Origin of the sequence: Salinicola sp. LHM (assembly GCF_034479735.1) — a bacterium.
Taxonomy (GTDB): Bacteria; Pseudomonadota; Gammaproteobacteria; order Pseudomonadales; family Halomonadaceae; genus Salinicola; species Salinicola salarius.
Window position 1 is genome coordinate 2097166 of sequence record NZ_CP140261.1, and the last position, 15771, is coordinate 2112936.

Below are 15771 nucleotides of genomic sequence, written 5' to 3' on the forward strand. Positions count from 1 at the left end.
AAGTGAGTCGTCAGTGTCTTACCGGACGTTTCTGCAGTTTACGTTGCAACGTGCGGCGGTGCATGCCCAGCGCCCTGGCCGTGGCAGAGATATTGCCGTCGTGCTCATGCAGGACCTTCTGGATGTGCTCCCAGGTCACGCGGTTGACCGACGGCGGGTTGTCGGCGATTTCCACATCGACATCGCCGCTTTCGCGCTCCAGCGACAGCAGGATCTCGTCCGCGTCGGCGGGCTTGCAGAGGTAGTTGACCGCGCCCAGTTTTATCGCTTCCACGGCAGTGGTGATGCTCGAGTAGCCGGTCAGCACGACGATGCGACACGCCGGGGCCACCTCCAGTAGCGCGGGCAGCAGTTTCAGGCCGGAGTCGGATTCCAGCTTGAGGTCCAGCGTCGCCAGTGCGGGCGGTGCTTCCCGCGCTGCCGCGAGGGCCTGCTCATGCGTATGGGCGACGACCACGTCGTAGCCGCGGCGGCGCATGGCGCGCTCCATGACGAAACAGAGCTGTTCGTCGTCGTCGACGATCAGCAGGCGTTCCTGCGGATTCGTCCGTTCCTGGTCACTCATTGCTGACTCCTCATCGGTGTATGGCGGACCGAGGTGACATCACAGGCTCTCGCCAGCCTTGACGCGGGGAAGCTTGACCTCGGTCAACGTACCGCCTTCTTCATGGTTGTAGAGACTGACGCCGCCACCGAACCGGTTGACGGTAGCGTGAGTCAGAAACAGGCCGATACCCATGCCCTTGCTCTTGGTCGAGATGAAGGTGTCGCCCAACTGATCCGCGATCGACATCGGTACGCCCGGGCCATGATCGCGGATATCGATGACTACCTCTTCGGCATTCCAGTCTAGGCTGGTCACGATCGCATCGGGGCTGGCATCGGCCGCGTTGTTGAGCAGGTTGATCAATGCCTGCTCCAGCGTCGCGTCCACCGCAATGCTGGGCTGACCTCGCTTGCCGAGCACCTCCAGCCGGTGATGAACGTCCGGCCGCAATACCAGCCAGCGCTGGATCAGATTCTCGAGCCAGGGAGTGGCGCGGCATATCTCGGGCTTTTCCAGGCGGCGTCGGTCGGCATTGGCGACGAGGGTCTGCAGGCGCTGCTTGCAGGTATCGACCTGCTTGCGAAGCATGTCGATATCCTCGATCAATGCCGGCTGTTCACTGGCTTCGTGGCGCATTTCATTGAGCAGCACCGCCATTGTCGAGAGCGGCGAACCGAGCTCGTGAGCGGTGCCGGCGGCCTGGGTGGCCACTGCCAGGATCTGCTCGTTGCGCAACGCCGCTTCACGGGTGCGGGACAGGGTCATGTCACGGCGACGCAGCGTATGCGCCATCTTGAAGATGAAGAACGTCAGCAGGCTGCCGGAGAGAATGAAGTTCAGCCACATCCCCAGGGTATGCAGTTGCACACCAAAGACGATGGTGCTGTTGGTCAGCTGTGGAACCGGCTGGTAGAACAGCATCATCGTGGTGTAGCTGGCGGTGGCTGCCATGGCGATGATCCAGGCGTGGAGCCAGGGAAGCGTGGCGGCGGCGATGCCCAGTGGAACCAGCAGATAGGTGATGAAGGGGTTGGTCGAACCGCCGGTGTAGTAGAACAGCAGGCTCAGCCCGGCAATGTCGACCAGCCAGTGCAGCAGATATTCGGTATCGGTAACCGCCCGGGGTCTGCCAAGACGCCACCAGGTCGCGACGTTGAACAACCCCATGGCGACGATGATGCTGATGACCGGCAGCACATGCAGCTGGAATCCCAGCACTTCGATGCCGAAGATGATTGCGGCGAGAAAGCCGGTCCAGGTGATGCCGCGGACAATCGTCAAGCGAACCAGGTTGCGGTTCGGCGTCGAAAGCGGAAGCGGCTGCAGCATGGTCTCTCCGGAGTCGAGTCGGCGATCGATTGACGGGCGGCTGACTCGATATCGCTGCCCGCGTCTTCCTTATGGTAACGCATGCCGGGAAGCGGCGTGAGTGCGTTCAGGCCGTCGAGAGGGGGGAAGAGGGGCGCCCGTTTGTCGCAGGCAGGTCTGGCCGGCGAGGGATTGACAACTGGTCAGGATTCATCGACCCGCAACGGGCGAAACGGGCTTTACCGCTGTCAATGAGAGGACGTGGCATCCGTCCGGCGACAATGAACGTCGTAGACCACGCTGCCATCGGTCATGCGCAAGCTCTGTACCGCATCGTCGGGGTTGTTGTGGGACGCCAGGCCGGCAACGATGCCCAGCGACGGGGCGTCCGAAGCAGCCCGGGAGGCATCCATCGTTACGGTATCGCCCTCGCGGAGCGGTTTGTCGTCGGCGTCATGCCCTAGAATTGGCTTCATCTCGGAGCCTCTGCGCTGGAAGTCTTTGGAATGTTTCGGCGTGAATGCCGGGGGAATGTCACAAGCAGGCTACCACGTCGCCATGCGCCCAACCCGTCGAGAAAAGACGACTTGATAGCGCTTTTTCTCATGCTGAAAGACGAGATCGAGCGCTTTTCGAGCCCAGGAAGGCTGGCATCGAGGCAGCTACAACTCTTGCGGCTCAACGCGTACAATCGCCGCCATCTAATCGCCGCTATCTTCGATTCCCCGCGAACTCAGCATCGATCGATGCCGTATGAGTCGCCTTCAGTCAGTGAAACCACTCATGTCAGATTCTCAGCTTGCGCAGGAAGCGGCCCTCCGCCGCACTTTTGCCATCATCAGCCACCCGGATGCGGGCAAGACCACGATCACCGAGAAAATGCTGCTGTTCGGAAACGCCATTCAGCTCGCCGGTTCGGTCAAGAGCAAGCGGGCCGAGCGTCACGCCACGTCCGACTGGATGAAGATGGAGCAGGAGCGTGGCATCTCGGTCACCACCTCGGTGATGCAGTTCCCCTACAACGGGCGCATCGTCAACCTGCTCGACACCCCTGGCCACGAGGATTTCTCTGAAGATACCTACCGCACCCTGACCGCTGTCGATTCCGCCTTGATGGTCATCGATGCCGCCAAGGGCGTCGAGGACCGTACCATCAAGCTGATGGAGGTCTGCCGGCTGCGCACCACGCCGATCCTGACCTTCATCAACAAGATGGATCGGGAGACACGCGATCCGATCGAGGTGATGGACGAGATCGAGACGGTCCTCGGCATGCAGTGTGCGCCAATGACCTGGCCGATCGGCATGGGGCGTCAGTTCAAGGGCGTCTACCATCTCTATGACGATGTGATCCATCTCTATACTCAGGGGCAGGGCAACCGGATTCCGGAAGACAAGCGCATCGAAGGGCTGGACAGCGAAGAGGTCGACCGGATACTCGGCGAGAGCGCGGCGGAAGAGCTGCGCATGGAGGTCGAGCTGGTACGGGGCGCTTCGCATGAGTTTGACCTGGAAGCCTATCGTCGGGGGGAGCTGTCTCCGGTCTATTTCGGCACCGCGATGGGCAATTTCGGGGTGCGTGAAATGCTCAACGGGTTCGTCGAGTTCGCACCGACGCCCCAGGCCCGGGAAACCGATGCCCGTGAAGTCGTGGCCGACGATGGGCGTTTCTCCGGCTTCGTTTTCAAGATCCAGGCCAACATGGATCCCAAGCATCGCGACCGTGTGGCGTTTCTGCGCATCTGCTCCGGCAAGTACGAACGCAACATGAAGATGCGCCACGTGCGCATTGGCAAGGATGTCAAGATCGCGGACGCGCTGACGTTCATGGCATCCGACCGGTCTCACGTGGAAGAGGCCTGGCCCGGCGATATCATCGGTTTGCACAATCACGGCACGATCCAGATCGGTGACACCTTCACCGCCGGCGAGGATATGCGCTTCCTCGGGATCCCGCATTTTGCCCCGGAACTGTTCCGCCGCGTCCGGCTCCGTGATCCGCTCAAGATGAAGGCGCTGCAGAAAGGGCTTCAGCAGCTCTCCGAAGAGGGCGCGACACAGGTCTTCCTGCCGCTGGACAACAACGACCTGATCGTTGGCGCGGTAGGTACGCTGCAGTTCGATGTGGTCGCGCACCGCCTCAAGGAGGAGTACAAGGTCGACTGCCTTTATGAGCCGGTCAATGTCAACACGGCTCGCTGGATATACAGCAAGGATGCCAAGAAGCTCGACGAGTTCAAGCGGAAGGCCAGTACCAACCTGGCCCTGGATGGCGGGGACTACCTGACCTATCTGGCGCCGACCCGCGTCAACCTGCAGATGACCCAGGAGCGCTGGCCGGAAATCGAGTTCAGGGCCACCCGCGAGCACTGAGTGCCGGCATTGCCTGACAGGAGCGGCCTTGTGAATCTTGCCGCTCCGTAATGCTTGCGCCATGCTGACGAAGGCCATTCGCGCATTGGGCAGGCGCCGATGGTTCGTTGTTGGGTAATCCGGTCGACCAGAAAAAGGAGAATGGCGATGGCTTCCAAATTCTTGAAAGAGTTTCGAGAGTTTGCCGTCAAGGGTAACGTCGTCGATATGGCGGTAGGCATTATCATCGGTGGCGCTTTCACGTTGATCGTGCAGAGCCTGGTGAAAAATGTCTTCAACCCGGTGCTCGGATTGCTCATCGGTGGTGTCGACTTCGCGAATTTCTTCGTCGTGCTCAAGGAAGGCGGCACCCCGGGGCCGTATGCAACATTGTCGGCCGCGCAGGAGGCTGGCGCCGTCACGCTGGATTATGGGCTCTTCCTGAATGCGGTTCTCAGTTTCGTCATCGTCGCCTTCGTCGTCTTTCTGCTGGTACGCACCATCAATCGCCTGAAGCGCGAGGAGGCGGTCGCTCCCCAGGCGCCGACGGACAAGGCGTGCCCGTACTGCTTCATGACGATCCCCATCAAGGCGACCAAATGCGGTCACTGCACCGCTGAACTGCCTTTGCAGGAAGAGAACGTCGGGAGCTGATCATGCTTTTCGACTCCCATTGCCATCTGGATTTCGACCGTTTCGACACCGATCGCGAAGCCGTTTTCGAACGCGCTCACGCGGCCGGCGTCTCGCGCTTCCTGGTGCCGGGCACGACCCGTCAGCGTTGGCCTGCCGTGCTCGATCTAGGCGAGCGTGATGACGTCGTCGTTTCGCTTGGGTTGCACCCCTATTTCGTCGAGGCGCATGCGGACAGCGATCTGGAAGCGCTGGCGGAGGAAATCGGGCGTCACGAGCATCTGGTCGGTATCGGTGAATGCGGCATCGATGCCAGATTCGAGGATACGCTGGAGCAGCAGTGGGCGCTGTTCGAGGCGCAGCTTCAACTGGCCAAACGGCATCGGCTGCCCATCATCATTCACTGCGTCCATGCCGACGACCAGGTGGCCAAGCGGCTCAGGCAGCTCGATCTGCCGGCGCGGGGATTGATTCATGCTTTCGGGGGCAGCCCGCAGCAGGCCAGGAGATTCCTGGATCTCGGTTATAGTCTCGGGTTGGGAGGCGCGGTGACTTACGATCGGGCTAAACGACTGCATCGGGCGGTGCAGTCGATTCCCGACGACGGCTTCGTGCTGGAAAGCGACAGCCCGGACATGCCGCTATCCGGGCGCCAGGGGCAACGTAACGAACCTGTCCACCTGATGGAGACAGCCGAGTCGGTTGCCCGTCTGCGAGGCCAGACACGGGAATCTGTGATCGCCAACGCGTGGGTCAACACGCACCGGCTGTTCGGTCTCGATGCTGACGGGTGAGCTTCGGTCCGTGTGTCAGTCGCCCACGATCCGCTCAGGGTCGAGACGCTCCAGCGGATAAGGCAATTCACGCAGGGTCAGCTTGCGATCCCCCACGAACAGCGCCGATTCGCCATCCACGCTGGTATTGAGGACAGCGAGGATGTCGCAGCGTTCGGTGTCGTCACCGGCCGTGGCCTGGAATATTTCTCCCACGCGCTTGTCTTCCGCGCTACGGATCTCGTCGCCGATGGCTGGTATCGAAGCGCCTTCCAGGGTAGCGATCTGCAAGCGCCGTTTGACCTGCCCGCGAAAATGCGCCCGCGCCACGACCTCCTGCCCGGTGTAACAGCCCTTGCGGAAACTGATGCCGCCCAACGCTTCCCAGTTGATCATCTGCGGCAGGAACGCATCGCTGTGTTCGGCGGTTAGCCAGGCGACGCCGGCACCGATGTCCGCGCGCCGCCACAGGGCCGTATCGGCGGGATCGGCATGGCGACGCAACGTATCCCAACGGGCAGCAGCCTGAGACGTGGGCAGGATCAATACGAAGCGTGATCGGCTGGCAGGGTGACGCAAGGCAAGAACGTCGTCCTGCTGTGCCATATGCCAGTCGAGGCGGGGCAGATCGGGAAGATCGGCCTCGGCCCATGACTCGGGCTCGCCGACCATGCCGATGATTGCCAGGTCCTCGCGATGGCGCAGCGTCATCTTGTAGAAAGGGGCGTATTTTCCCAGCTGCGTGGCCAGCGGTCCCGCCAGAGAGGCATCCAGCAGCAGCCAGTAGCGTTCGGCAGAGACCTTGAGTATCTCGGCATTGGCGATCATTCTGCCCTTGGGCGTGCAGAAGGCCGTCAACGGGGCAAAAGCGCCATCGGCGTGATCGGTGTTGGCACTGGTCTGACCTTGCAGAAAGCGAGCGGCATCGGGTCCTTCGCATTCCAGAATGCGGAAATGCGTCAGCGGTATCAGGCCATTGCCCTCGGCAAGCCGATGACCGCCTTCCGGGAAATGCCAGTCGTGATCGTTTAACTGGCGCCCGCCTGCGGCCGTGAGATGTGCCAGCCAATCGTCCATCCAAACTCTCCCGTAACAATGTTGGTGGCGTACCGGGATACCAGGTGCCTGGATATCGGTACAAGTCTGGCGTCAAGATGGCGTCGATTCCGCTGCATTGCAACGTCGGCCCCGAAAACGACGTGCTACGCTATGCTGCTGGCCTGAACGTTGTCTGAACCTTATCTGAATCTCGTTACCTGAATTGTAGAAAGGCCATCGTAAATAGAACGTAGTGGAGAAACTGCATGTCCCGGATCAATCTGACCCTGAAAGGGGTGTCCACCCCCGAAGACCTCAACCGCGTTACCACGGCTCTGATGATGGTGGACGGTGTCGAGAGCGTCGATATCGGAAGAGAATGGGCGGAAGTCGAGGGACGCGTTTCCCGTGACGCGCTGATCAAGGCGGTGGCCTCGTTGAAGTCGGGCTATACGGCTCAGTGATTGAGTCGACGGCGCAGTGAGGCGTGGCTCGGTGATGCTTGAATGACGATGCCCTTGAATGAAGATACTTTGGACCCTAATTAGTGACCATGAACAAACCTTTCAAGATCCAATCCAAGTATCGTCCGGCCGGGGACCAGCCGGCCGCCATCGAAGGGCTGGTTCGCGGCCTCGGCGCTGGCTTGTCGCACCAGACACTGCTCGGCGTCACCGGCTCCGGCAAGACCTTCACCATGGCCAACGTCGTCGAGACGCTGCAGCGCCCGACGATCGTGCTCGCGCCCAACAAGACGCTGGCGGCCCAGCTCTACGGCGAGTTCAAGAGCTTCTTCCCGGACAACGCGGTCGAGTATTTCGTCTCCTACTATGACTACTACCAGCCGGAAGCGTACGTGCCGTCTTCCGACACCTTCATCGAGAAGGATGCCTCGATCAACGACCACATCGAGCAGATGCGGCTGTCGGCGACCAAGGCGCTGCTGGAGCGTCGAGACGCGCTGATCGTGGTGTCGGTCTCCGCGATCTATGGTCTGGGCGATCCCGAGCAGTACATGAAGATGCGCCTGCACTTCAATCGCGGCGAGCAGATCGACCAGCGCAGCTTTCTGCGCCGGCTAGCCGAGCTGCAATACACGCGTAACGACGCCGATTTCCGGCGCGGGACGTATCGTGTGCGCGGCGATGTCATCGACGTCTTCCCGGCGGATGCCGAGGACGAGGGCGTGCGCATCGAGCTGTTCGACGACGAGATCGACTCGATCCGGCTGTTCGATCCGCTGACGGGAGAAGTGCGCGGGCAGGTGCCGCGTATGACGATCTACCCCAAGAGCCACTATGTGACGCCCCGCGACACGATTCTTGGCGCGATCGAGTCGATCAAGCAGGAGCTGGCGGACCGGCTCGAATATCTTCGAAAGCACGAACGTCTGGTCGAGGCGCAGCGTCTCGAGCAGCGTACGCTCTACGACATCGAGATGATGCTGGAGCTGGGTTACTGCAACGGCATCGAGAACTACTCGCGTTACCTGTCGGGGCGAGCGCCGGGGCAGGCGCCGCCGACGTTCTTCGACTATCTGCCGGACGACGCGCTGCTGTTCATCGACGAGTCCCACGTCAGCGTGCCGCAGGTCGGCGGCATGTATCGGGGTGACCGTTCGCGCAAGGAAACCCTGGTCGAATATGGCTTCCGCCTGCCCTCGGCGCTGGACAACCGCCCCATGACCTTCGAGGAGTGGGAGGGCATCGTTCCGCAGACCGTGTTCGTCTCGGCGACGCCCGGGCCATACGAGGCGGAGCACGCCGGCCAGGTGGTCGAGCAGGTGGTACGCCCGACGGGGCTGGTCGACCCCGAAATCGAGGTGCGCCCGGCGAGCACGCAAGTCGACGATCTGCTCTCGGAGATCCGGCTGCGCGTCGATGTCGGAGAGCGCGTGCTGGTGACGACCTTGACCAAGCGCATGGCGGAAGACCTAACCGAGTATTTCGACGAGCACGACATTCGCGTCCGCTACCTCCATTCGGATATCGATACCGTCGAGCGGGTCGAGATCATCCGTGACCTTCGGCTGGGCAAGTTCGACGTGCTGGTCGGCATCAACCTGCTGCGCGAGGGGCTCGATATTCCGGAAGTCTCGTTGGTCGCGATTCTGGATGCCGACAAGGAAGGCTTCCTGCGCGCCGAACGTTCGTTGATCCAGACGATCGGCCGCGCCGCCCGTAACGCCCACGGCAAGGCGATTCTCTATGGCGATCGCATTACCGACTCGATGCGTCGAGCCATGGATGAAACCGAACGCCGCCGCAACAAGCAGATCGAGCATAACGAGCGGCATGGCATCACGCCGATGACCGTTACCAAATCCGTCGCCGATATCATGGAAGGGGCGCAGGCGCCGGGGCGCAAGGGCGGGCGCAAGCGAACCGAGCAGCTGGTGGCGGAAGCCCCGGGCGACTATACCCGCGAAGCTCTGAGCGCGATGAACGCGCCGCAGTTGACCAAGGAAATCGGCAAGCTCGAGGATCGTATGCACGAGGCTGCGCAGAACCTGGAGTTCGAGCAGGCCGCGAAGCTGCGTGATCAATTGCATACCTTGAAGGCGCGTCTGCTGGAGCTGGGATGAGTCGAAGCCGGTATCGTTGAATCCGAATCGAGGTAGCGCTGTTTTATGCCGGAAGGACCGGAAATCCGTCGCGTCGCGGATCGACTAGGTAAGGTATTGGCTGGTGTGCCGCTGACGCAGGTCTGGTTTGCCTTCCCCGAACTTGAATCGATGGCGGGGCGCTTGCGTCAGACTCGGGTGACTGCGGTCGATTGCTGGGGCAAGGCGCTGCTGGTGACTTTTGCCGATGGCCACGTGCTCTATTCCCATAACCAGCTCTATGGCGTCTGGCGTCTCCATCGGAGCGACCGACCGCCCAGGACGAATCGCATCCTGCGCGCCCGCTTGTCGACCTCCCGACATACGGCGAGCCTCTACAGTGCTTCCGATATCTCGTTGTGGACCACGCAAACCCTGGAGCGGCAGCCGTTCCTGGCGCGACTAGGCCCGGATCTGCTGACGCATGACGTCTCGACAGGGGATATCGTCGCGAGACTGGGCGAGCGCCGTTTCGCGGGCCGTGGTCTGGGCAGCTTGTTGCTCGATCAAGGGTTCTATGCAGGCATCGGCAATTACCTGCGTTCGGAGATCCTGTTCTATGCCGGGCTCGGGCCCATGAAGCGACCCAGGGACCTGTCTGATACCCAGCGGGAAAAGCTCGCGAACAGCATCCTGACGACGATTCACCAGGCGTATCGCGAAGCGGGCGTGACCAATCGGTCTGGCTGGCGAAAGCGAATGCAGCGAGCCGGTAAACGTCGTGCCCAGTGGCGATTCGCCGTTTTCGATCGTGATGAAGAGCCTTGCCACGCCTGCGGTGCCACTATCCAGCGTGCGTCTGTCGCGTCTCGCCGATTCTATTATTGTCCTGTCTGCCAGCAGGGCTGAAGAAATCGCATCGGATCGTATTAGGGAATCGGAAGTGAAGGTTTATACCGTTATCTTTTATGCTGACACCTTGTAGCAAACTGCCAATTTCCCGTTACTCAGGTATAATTCCCGCGCTTGAAATCACCGACTCACGGGCGATGAACCCGTCGGGCAGTTACCGTGACCAGCCAGGAGTACCTTGATGACCGCGATCCGTCAGGAGGATCTCATCCAAAGCGTGGCCGATGCGCTGCAGTACATCTCCTATTACCATCCCAAGGATTTCATCGATGCCATGCACGCGGCGTACCAGCGGGAAGAGAATCCCGCCGCGCGCGATGCCATCGCACAAATCCTGATCAACTCGAGGATGTGTGCCACCGGCCATCGTCCGATCTGCCAGGACACGGGCATCGTCACGGTATTCGTTCACGTCGGCATGAATGTTCGCTGGGAAGCGGACATGAGCCTCGACGACATGGTCAACGAAGGCGTTCGCCGCGCCTATACACTGCCGGATAACGTCCTTCGTGCATCAGTCCTGGCCGACCCCGATGGCAAGCGCCAGAACACCGGCGACAACACGCCGGCGATCATCCATCACAAGCTGGTGCCGGGCGATACGGTGGAAATTCATGTCGCTGCCAAGGGCGGCGGTAGTGAAGCGAAATCCAAGTTCGCCATGCTCAATCCGTCGGATAGCGTCGTCGACTGGGTCATGGAACAGCTGCCCAAGATGGGGGCGGGCTGGTGTCCGCCAGGCATGCTGGGTATCGGCATTGGCGGAACGGCGGAAAAGGCGATGGAGCTGGCGAAGGAAGCGCTGCTCGATCCCATCGACATTCAAGCGTTGCAGGCCCGTGGCGCCAGCAACCGGGCCGAGGAGCTGCGTCTCGAGCTGTTCGAGAAGGTCAACCAGAGCGGCATCGGTGCTCAGGGGCTGGGCGGTCTGACGACAGTCCTCGACATCAAGGTCAAGGACTATCCGACCCACGCTGCCAACAAGCCGGTCGCCATCATTCCCAACTGCGCGGCGACGCGTCACGTCCATTTCACTCTCGATGGCAGCGGTGCGGCCGAGCTGCCGGCGCCGAAGCTCGACGACTGGCCGGAAATCACCTGGGAGGTCGGCGAGGGCGTACGCCGCGTCAATCTCGACGAAGTCACCCCTGAAGCCGTGCGCGAATGGCAGCCTGGCGATACTGTACTGCTGTCGGGCAAGCTGCTGACCGGGCGCGACGCTGCCCACAAGCGGATGGTCGATATGCTGGCCAAGGGCGAGAGTCTGCCGGTCGACCTGAAGAACCGGTTCATCTATTACGTCGGGCCGGTCGACCCGGTGGGCGATGAAGTGGTTGGGCCGGCCGGGCCGACCACCGCCACCCGCATGGACAAGTTCACGCGGACGATGCTAGAAGAGACCGGCTTGCTCGGCATGGTCGGCAAGGCGGAGCGCGGACCGCTGGCGATCGAGGCCATTCGCGACAATCAGGCGGTATACCTGATGGCTGTCGGTGGCGCGGCATATCTGGTGGCGCAGGCCATCAAGAAAGCGGAAGTCATCGCTTTCGATGACCTGGGTATGGAAGCGATCTACGAGTTCGAGGTCGAGGACATGCCGGTCACGGTAGCCGTGGATCATCTGGGTACGTCGGTCCACCAGACCGGGCCTGCCAAGTGGAAAGAGATCATCGCCGAGCGAGTTTGACGGTCAAGCACGGCATCATCGTGGTTGCGCGGAACCTGTCCGAAGCGTCTGTCGGAGAGAAAAGCGCTGAAAGAAGAGAGCCCTGTGGGGCTCTCTTCTTTTTTCGGTATGATAATGCTTGGCGATTTTGGCGAGAGCGACGATATGATGCGATGTGGTGAACGATGGCGGACATGACCTGGCTGATCGGTATGCTGCTGTTCGTTACCCATGTTGCGGGCATTGTCACGGCAATCGTGGCACTGATGTCGAGCCGTACCTCTCAAGGCGCTGTCGCCTGGATCGTCACGTTGCTCAGCTTCCCCTACATTGCCGTGCCCATTTTCTGGACTTTCGGTCGACCTCGGTTCTACGGCTATGTCTCCGCACGAGGCGAGCGCGATACCGTGCTTCGTCAGGTCCTGCAGCGCTATCGCCCGCAGACCGAGCCTTATATCTCACGCCCGGAGACCGCAAGCGGCCGCATTCGTGCGGTCGAGGGGCTGGCGCGGATGCCGATGACCCAGGGCAATCGGGCCGAGCTGCTGGTCGACGGCGACGAGACTTTCGAAAGCCTGTTCGATGGCATCGATCATGCCGAAACGTACATTCTGGTCCAGTTCTTCATCGTCCGAGCCGACGAGATCGGCATGGCCTTCAAGCGGAAGCTGATCCATCAGGCCGAGCGTGGCATCAACGTCTACTTTCTCTACGACGAGATCGGCAGCCGAGGGCTCTCCGGCGGCTATCTGCGGGATCTCGAGGAGGCGGGGGTCCGTGTCTCGGCCTTCAATTCATCTCGCGGTTGGCGGCATCGTTTCCAGATCAATTTCCGCAATCATCGCAAGATCGTGGTGGTCGACGGGCGCGAAGGGTGGACCGGCGGACTCAACGTGGCCGACGAGTATCTGGGGCGCGTCGAGCGATACGGCAAATGGCGCGACACGCACCTCAAGCTCCAGGGGCCGAGCGTGCTGGCACTGCAGGAAGCCTTCTGGGAAGACTGGTACTGGGCAACGGGCGATATTTTGGCACTGGGCTGGAAACCCCAGCCCGTATCGGGAACGTCCCAGCACGTTGCCGTCGTGCCTTCCGGGCCGGCCGATGGAAGAGAAACGGCAAGCCTGCTGGTGCAGCATGCCATTCACGGGGCCCGACACCGCCTTTGGGTAACCAGCCCCTATTTCGTTCCCGACCATGGCGTTCAGGATGCGCTGACGTTGGCCGCGCTGCGAGGAGTCGACGTGCGTGTGCTGATCCCCGAACGGCCGGACCATCTGCTGGTGTTTCTCTCGGCCTTTGCCTTCCTGCCGGAAATGATTCGTAACGGTGTTAAAATATACCGTTATCAACCTGGCTTCCTACACCAGAAAGTCCTGCTCGTGGATGACCACACCTCAATGGTAGGAACGGTCAATCTCGACAATCGGTCCTTCAGGCTAAACTTCGAAATCACCGCCTATATACCCGACAAGTCCTTCGCCGCTACCGTATTCGACATGCTCGAGAAGGATTTCGCCAATAGCCGCCAAGTCAGCCAGCGTGAGCTTGCCGAGCGCCCGCTCTGGCGCAAGCTGCTCTCGCGGGCCACTTACTTACTGTCACCCGTACAATAATGACGCAGCCTTTACTGCCGGCCTGACGGCCGGTTAGCAGAATGGATGCCGGAGGCTTCATTGAATCTTGAAACCAAATGGCTCGAAGACTTCGTTGCCCTAGCCAATACGCGCAGTTTCTCGGGATCCGCACGTCAACGACATGTCACGCAACCGGCTTTCAGCCGTCGGATTCGCTCGCTGGAGCAGGCGATCGGGGCCACTCTGGTGGATCGCTCGACGACACCGGTCAGCCTGACACCGGAAGGCCAGCTCTTTCTGGTCACTGCGCGCAATATCGTCGAGCAGCTCAACGATAGCCTGGCCCATGTTCGCGGCCTGGCAATGGACAACGAGGCGCTGGATATCGTCGCCGCGCATTCGCTGGCCCTGGCATTCTATCCGCCCTGGATTTCGCGCTTGCAGAAGGGGGTCGGTGAACTGCCGACGCGCCTGGTGGCGATGAATGTGGGCGATGCCATCCACGTGCTGCGAGAGGGCAATTGCGATCTGATGCTGGCGTATCACGATCCCTATGCCACCATGCAACTGGACGCGGAGATATTTCCCTCGTTCTCCATCGGCCAGGTCAAGATGCTTCCCGTGAGCGTGCCGGACGCCACCGGCGGGCCGAAATTTTCCTTCGATGGAGAAGGCGCGATACCGTTTCTCTCCTACACTCAGGGCGCTTTTCTTGGCCGCAGCGTACGCATGCTGCTCAAGAACGAGCCTGGGCGCATGCGATTGAAAACGGTCTATGAAACCGCGATGGCAGAAGGACTCAAGGGAATGGCGCTTCAGGGTGTCGGTCTCGCCTGGATACCCGATTTCTGCATTCGTGACGAACTGGCCAACGGCAAGCTGGTCCGTGCGGCGGGGGACAACTGGGATATCCCACTGGAAATTCGCCTCTATCGTTGCTCGCTGGTACACAAGCCCGGCGTGGAAAAGCTGTGGCGACGCATGATGAAGCTGCCGAGCGACTTCTTGCGGGCCTGAGTCGAGCCAGGCCGAGAAAGCGACGGGCGTCGGAGCGGCATCACGGGCAGGGTAGGTCGCAATCTCGTCTAGACTATTGATATCGGCGAAACAGCCCTTTGGCAGAGATTCCCAGAGTTCGTCTGCACCTCGCGGGGTGACAGCCAACAACAAGGAACCAACGTGACAGCCCTCCATTCCAACACCATCTCCTTCTTCAAGTACTGGAGCGCAGTGGTTCGCGATTCCGTCAAGCTGTGGCTCGACCGCAACGCTTTCAGCTATGCCGGTTCGCTGGCGTTCTATACGCTCTTTTCCTTGGCGCCGACGGTGATCATTGCAGTCAGTGTGGTCGGATTGTGGTTGGGCGAAGATGCCGCCCGCGGGGAAATCGTGGCTCGGTTGCAGAATACCCTGGGGCCTTCGGCGGCCAACGCGATCGAAGATGCCGTGGCGCAATCCAGTATCGAGGCTTCGGGCATTCTGCCCACCATCATCGGTTTCGTGACGCTATTGATTGGCGCGACCACGGTTTTCGGTCAGATGCAGTTCTCGCTCAATACCATCTGGAGCGTCGCGCCCAACCCGGACCGGAACAGCGTTCTGCTGTTTGCCAAGAAGCGTCTGCTATCCATGGCAGTGGTACTGGCCATCGGCTTCGTGCTGATGGTGTCGCTGGTGCTTGGCGTGATCCTGCGAGTGACTTTCGATTACGCGGGTGACTGGGTGCCAGGCAGCGTTTTTCTGCTGGACATGGCCCAGTTTGCGCTATCCATCGTGGTCGTGACGCTGTTCTTTGCCACGATATTCAAGGTGTTGCCGGACGTCGTGCTTTCCTATCGCGATGTGCTGCTGGGCGCTCTGGTGACGGCGGTGTTGTTCATCATCGGACGCAACGCGATCGCCGCCTATCTGGCACATACCGCAACGGCATCGACCTACGGGGCGGCCGGCTCGGTCGTGCTGGTTCTGCTGTGGGTGTATTACTCATCGCTGATTCTGCTGTTTGGCGCCGCGTTCACGCGGACTCACGTCCTTGCCAAGGGCGGTCATGTCGTGCCTCGCAACACGGCGGTGGTGATACGCCATGAAGTGATTACAAAGGAGAATTCATCTCATGACCCGTCGGACGATCAAGGCTCGGGTGAGCGGACGAGTGCAAGGCGTGAGCTATCGTGAGCATGTGCGTCGCCATGCGGAACGCTGGGGCATCACCGGATATGCGATCAACCTCGAGGATGGCCGGGTCGAAGTGGTTGCCTGCGGTGAGGCTGTCGCCATCGCCGAACTGATCGATCAATTGTGGGAAGGTTCACCAGCGGCCGACGTGACCGACGTCGCCGTGGAAGAAGCCACACTCGCGGCGCCGGCGAGCTTCACCACGGGCTGACGCCGAATGACAACGAACTCGCCCGATCGCTGCGAAT

At 60.9% G+C, this 15771-nt stretch carries 15 protein-coding genes; 11 read left to right on the top strand and 4 right to left on the bottom strand.

What is annotated here, in order from left to right; genetic code table 11:
• Window positions 1-10: 10 nt before the first annotated feature.
• The 3 genes from R5R73_RS09690 to R5R73_RS09700 form a co-directional block, all read right to left on the bottom strand.
• Entirely contained in the window at window positions 11-565 is a 555-nt protein-coding gene (locus R5R73_RS09690; protein WP_071230070.1) for a response regulator transcription factor, read from the bottom strand.
• Window positions 566-604: 39 nt separating this feature from the next.
• Window positions 605-1876 (bottom strand): ATP-binding protein, encoded by a 1272-nt coding sequence (locus R5R73_RS09695; RefSeq protein WP_071230069.1) that lies wholly within the window; start codon window positions 1874-1876, stop codon window positions 605-607.
• Window positions 1877-2103: 227 nt separating this feature from the next.
• Complete coding sequence (locus R5R73_RS09700) at window positions 2104-2331, bottom strand: hypothetical protein (protein WP_322529538.1); 228 nt, start codon at window positions 2329-2331, stop codon at window positions 2104-2106.
• Window positions 2332-2638: 307 nt separating this feature from the next.
• On the opposite strand from R5R73_RS09700, the gene R5R73_RS09705 reads away from it, so the two are divergent.
• The 3 genes from R5R73_RS09705 (at window position 2639) to R5R73_RS09715 (ending at window position 5634) form a co-directional block, all read left to right on the top strand.
• Window positions 2639-4228: a peptide chain release factor 3 gene (locus R5R73_RS09705; protein WP_071230067.1), complete on the top strand. Its 1590-nt coding sequence runs from the start codon at window positions 2639-2641 to the stop codon at window positions 4226-4228.
• 147 nt (window positions 4229-4375) lie between these two features.
• On the top strand, window positions 4376-4861 hold the full coding sequence (mscL, locus tag R5R73_RS09710; RefSeq protein ID WP_276231641.1) for a large-conductance mechanosensitive channel protein MscL: 486 nt from the start codon (window positions 4376-4378) through the stop codon (window positions 4859-4861).
• A 2-nt stretch (window positions 4862-4863) separates the two neighbouring features.
• Window positions 4864-5634 carry a TatD family hydrolase gene (locus R5R73_RS09715; RefSeq protein ID WP_322529540.1) on the top strand — a complete coding sequence of 257 codons (771 nt, stop codon included), beginning with the start codon at window positions 4864-4866 and terminating at the stop codon, window positions 5632-5634.
• A 15-nt stretch (window positions 5635-5649) separates the two neighbouring features.
• Here the strand turns inward: R5R73_RS09715 and R5R73_RS09720 are convergent, their stop codons facing one another.
• A complete protein-coding gene (locus R5R73_RS09720) occupies window positions 5650-6690 on the bottom strand; it encodes a folate-binding protein (protein WP_322529541.1) in 1041 nt (346 codons plus the stop codon).
• 227 nt (window positions 6691-6917) lie between these two features.
• On the opposite strand from R5R73_RS09720, the gene R5R73_RS09725 reads away from it, so the two are divergent.
• The 8 genes from R5R73_RS09725 (at window position 6918) to R5R73_RS09760 (ending at window position 15734) form a co-directional block, all read left to right on the top strand.
• Window positions 6918-7115, top strand: coding sequence for a heavy-metal-associated domain-containing protein (locus R5R73_RS09725; RefSeq protein WP_071230064.1), 198 nt, complete (start codon window positions 6918-6920; stop codon window positions 7113-7115).
• A gap of 89 nt (window positions 7116-7204) precedes the next feature.
• Entirely contained in the window at window positions 7205-9235 is a 2031-nt protein-coding gene (gene uvrB, locus R5R73_RS09730; protein WP_071230063.1) for an excinuclease ABC subunit UvrB, read from the top strand.
• A gap of 45 nt (window positions 9236-9280) precedes the next feature.
• Entirely contained in the window at window positions 9281-10102 is an 822-nt protein-coding gene (gene nei, locus R5R73_RS09735) for an endonuclease VIII (protein ID WP_322529542.1), read from the top strand.
• A gap of 184 nt (window positions 10103-10286) precedes the next feature.
• Window positions 10287-11792 (top strand): fumarate hydratase, encoded by a 1506-nt coding sequence (locus R5R73_RS09740; protein WP_322529543.1) that lies wholly within the window; start codon window positions 10287-10289, stop codon window positions 11790-11792.
• Window positions 11793-11956: 164 nt separating this feature from the next.
• The gene (gene cls / locus R5R73_RS09745) at window positions 11957-13387 is read left to right on the top strand and encodes a cardiolipin synthase (RefSeq protein WP_416221228.1); all 1431 of its coding nucleotides are present in this window, start codon (window positions 11957-11959) and stop codon (window positions 13385-13387) included.
• 60 nt (window positions 13388-13447) lie between these two features.
• Complete coding sequence (locus tag R5R73_RS09750; RefSeq protein WP_071230059.1) at window positions 13448-14365, top strand: LysR substrate-binding domain-containing protein; 918 nt, start codon at window positions 13448-13450, stop codon at window positions 14363-14365.
• Between the two features lie 162 nt (window positions 14366-14527).
• On the top strand, window positions 14528-15523 hold the full coding sequence (locus R5R73_RS09755) for a YihY/virulence factor BrkB family protein (RefSeq protein ID WP_322527403.1): 996 nt from the start codon (window positions 14528-14530) through the stop codon (window positions 15521-15523).
• Window positions 15510-15734, top strand: a complete 225-nt coding sequence (locus R5R73_RS09760; RefSeq protein WP_322527404.1) for an acylphosphatase — start codon at window positions 15510-15512, stop codon at window positions 15732-15734. The genes R5R73_RS09755 and R5R73_RS09760 overlap by 14 nt, the downstream gene beginning before the upstream one ends.
• Window positions 15735-15771: the final 37 nt, after the last annotated feature.